Source organism: Polaromonas sp. P1_E3 (genome assembly GCF_056405935.1).
In genome coordinates this window covers 1-3,152 of the sequence record NZ_JBFUBD010000317.1, presented here as the reverse complement: position 1 = coordinate 3,152, position 3,152 = coordinate 1, and the positions used below count along the sequence as shown (strand labels likewise).

Here is a 3,152-nt window from a genome sequence, read left to right as displayed (position 1 = left end):
TGCCGAGCCTGGCGAAGTGGCCTATTTGTGACCAGTCCGGCCGTTCCATGCGGTGCCAGATGCGGTAAGGCCGGTAAAGCGTCTGCGTGCGCAACATCACAATGGCGAGCACCAGCAGCAGATAGTTCACGATCAGTGTGGCCCACGCGCAACCGACAGCTCCCATGGGTTCTACGCCGGCGCCACCGGCCACCAGCCATATCGACAGCGGGATCTTGACCCCAAGTGCACCCACCTGAAGCCAGGTGACGAGAAGCGGTTTGCCCAATGCCTGGTTAAAGGTGCTGTAAATACGAAATAGCAGGGACGGCGCAAAGGCAAATGCAAGCACCGCCAAGTAGCGCTGCACTTCATCCCGCATGAGCTCGGGTACCTCTGCCCAACGCAGCAGGGGGCCGGGAAAGAGCATCGCCGCCATGCCTGCGGCCACGATAAAACCGCAAAGGTACATGCTTTGGCGCAGGGACGCGCCGACCGCCTCGTGCCGGCGTGCGCCCAGCATCTCGGCCCAGATGGGCAGGAGCGCCTGGACAATGCCGATCAGGCCGACGTAAACGCTGATGTACAACGCCGACCCTACCGACAGCGCGGCCAGGGCTTCATCGCTGTAACGGCCTGCAATCACGGTGTCGGCGACGCCAAAAGCCATGACGGCGAGTTGCCCGACCAGCACGGTGCCCGCGTGCTGGCTGATGATCTTGAGTTCGCTCAAGGGCTGGTTCTTGGGTTCGGGCGGTGAGAGCCTACGCGTTTGTACAGCAGGACGTTTTCTGTCTTGTCCGTGGGCCGGCGCACCGTAGCCTGGAAGGCCCAGTCAGGCAAATTGACCACGCGGCTGAGCGTTGGCTGGGCTTCGACATCCACGATGAGGTAAGGACAGCTTTCCTGAGAACCCGCCTGCCGGAGGTCAAGGCCGCCGTGGTATTGCAGCGCAGCGGCCTGCGCACTGCCAACGCCATAGATTTCAACGCAGGCGTTTTTGTCGACGAGATTCGATATCTGGCGCGACAGGGGCGCCAGGCTGCGGGCATAGTCAAGCAGCGGAAGCCAGAGTGTCATCAGCAACAGCCAGCACAAGGTGGCGCCGCCCGCGGGGAGCACCAGAGATTTCCAGATGGCCGCGCGCTGGGCCCCGGCGCGCCATTTGACGAGCCAGGCCCACGCCAGGGTTGCCATCAAGGCGGCCAGAAATGCCAGCCATGAAAAGCTGGGTTCAAAACCCGGTGCCAGTTTGGCGACGTTGGCCGCGGGCTGGCGCGGAACGCCGGTCTGCATCGCGATCCAGACCACCCAGATGATGATGCCGCAGCCGGTGAAAAACAGCAGCGTGAACCAGTCGATCAACGATGCCACACTGCGTTTGAGGGTGGGTAGCGCGAAAGCCGCCAGTGCCGCCAGCGGCGGCAAGCTGAGCAGCAGGCTGCGGTCAGAGGCCGTGGTCGTCAGCGTGGCAGCTACGGCCATCGCGGCAAACCACAGCGGCAGCGCAACGTGGCGGCTGGCCAGTTGCCTGCGCCAGCGAAAGAGCGTCCACATGGCCAGCGGCCAAGCCGGCCAGGTAAACCACAGCAGCAGGCGGCCCAGACTGCGCCAGTCCTTCAGGGCCGTCCCGTCAGTGCCCGGCAGGTGGATTCTCCAGCGCCACAGGTCCAGCCCATGGGCCAGCAGAGCCACCAGCAGCGTGATGCAGGTGATCAGCAGCACCCAGTGCCAGGACTGTTGCCTGGCTGCAGGATCAGACGGGCCGGTGCCCCAGCGCATGTGGGTCCATTCCACCAGTGCCCCGCCCATGCCGAGCAGCAGTGCCAGCGTAGGGGCCCCGCTGAGCGCGAGCYCTGCAAGTCCAATCAGCAGGCCGAATGCCGGCCCGAGGATTTTGGTGGCCGCACGGTAGGGGCTTGCAGCCATGGCGTAAAAGGCAAGCGCCGTGAAGCCGAGCTGCGCCAGGGCTGGCGTGGTTTCATGGGAAAGCTGGGCCAGGCCCAAACTGGCAATCAGCGCCAGCAGGGCGGTATCGGCAATGGCCCGGGCGTAGTCGACCGGGCTGGCCTCACCTCCGAAAGCAAAAGCAACTGGTTGCGCTTGCGGGCTGCGGGCAAGGTAATAGACGGCGTACCACGTCGCCAGCATCGTCAACACCAGCAGCGCTACAAATGGGATGCGCACCGCCCAAGCCGGATCCAGAAAGGGGAAAACCTTGATGGCGACCGCCCCTAGCCAGTACGGCACCAGCGCATCAAATTCGGTAACCTGGCCCAACAGTTGCGGACGCAGCCAGTTGCCCGCCATGGAGGCGAGCTCGCGCATCACGCCAAACGCCGCAATGTCTTCATTTTTCCAGGGGCCCCGTCCCAGGAAACCCGGCAACGCGTAGGCTGCACAAAACAGCAACAGGGCGAGTCGCGGCAGGCGGCGCACTGCGGACTGGGCAATGATGGCTGGGGACGGTTTGTTCAAAACGTATGGGATCCGTGAGATCGGGGGACCGAAATGGTTGCGGCTGCCATCGGGTAGGCCAACCTTGGCTACGGGTGATTCTGCGTCAAACGGGGCCCAGGCTCATGGCGGCACCGACCAGATTTTGCCGAAAAAAAAGCAGCCTGAAATTCAGGCTGCTTCTTGCAGGCTGGCGAAAGTTTTTTCGCAGCTTATCCGGCAGCTTACTTCGCGGCTTCGGGTGCGGCCTCTTTGGCTGCAGTCTTGCCGAAACGGTTGCGGAATTTCTCGACGCGGCCACCCATGTTGTCCACGGATTTTTGTGTGCCGGTGTAGAAGGGGTGCGATTCGCTGGACGTATCGAGCTTGTACAGGGGCAGTTCGCGGCCATCGTCCATCTTCACCATTTCTTTGGTGTTCACGCAGGAGCGGGTGACGAACTTGAAGTTGTTGGACAGGTCCAGGAAACAAACTTCGCGGTAGTTGGGGTGAATGCCTTCTTTCATGATCTTTCCTTATTCGTTGCGGGAGCCACCGAGGCCAGTCCAAGGCACTTTCCGCTAAGCCCTCTATTATGGCATGAAATCAAGCACTTAGCGTGATTCTGAGGGTGAATTTCGCCAACCGGGGCCGCGGAACCGGCTTTGCCGGGCCGCAGGCGCAGCGGCCCCCTCGGGGGGCAGGRAGCTACACGAAGTGAGCGACCGTGGGGGCAA

At 62.6% G+C, this 3,152-nt stretch carries 3 protein-coding genes; all 3 read right to left on the bottom strand.

All coding sequences use genetic code 11. The features are described from left to right. Positions 1 to 712, bottom strand: a 712-nt coding sequence (locus AC1D0Z_RS18480) for an MATE family efflux transporter (RefSeq protein ID WP_477659654.1), incomplete at its 3' end; no start/stop codon positions are given. Then, a complete protein-coding gene (locus AC1D0Z_RS18475) occupies positions 709 to 2,457 on the bottom strand; it encodes a hypothetical protein (RefSeq protein WP_477659653.1) in 1,749 nt (582 codons plus the stop codon). The genes AC1D0Z_RS18480 and AC1D0Z_RS18475, both read right to left, overlap by 4 nt. Before the next feature lie 203 nt (positions 2,458 to 2,660). Next, positions 2,661 to 2,942 (bottom strand): type B 50S ribosomal protein L31, encoded by a 282-nt coding sequence (locus AC1D0Z_RS18470; protein ID WP_457278651.1) that lies wholly within the window; start codon positions 2,940 to 2,942, stop codon positions 2,661 to 2,663. Positions 2,943 to 3,152 lie beyond the last annotated feature (210 nt).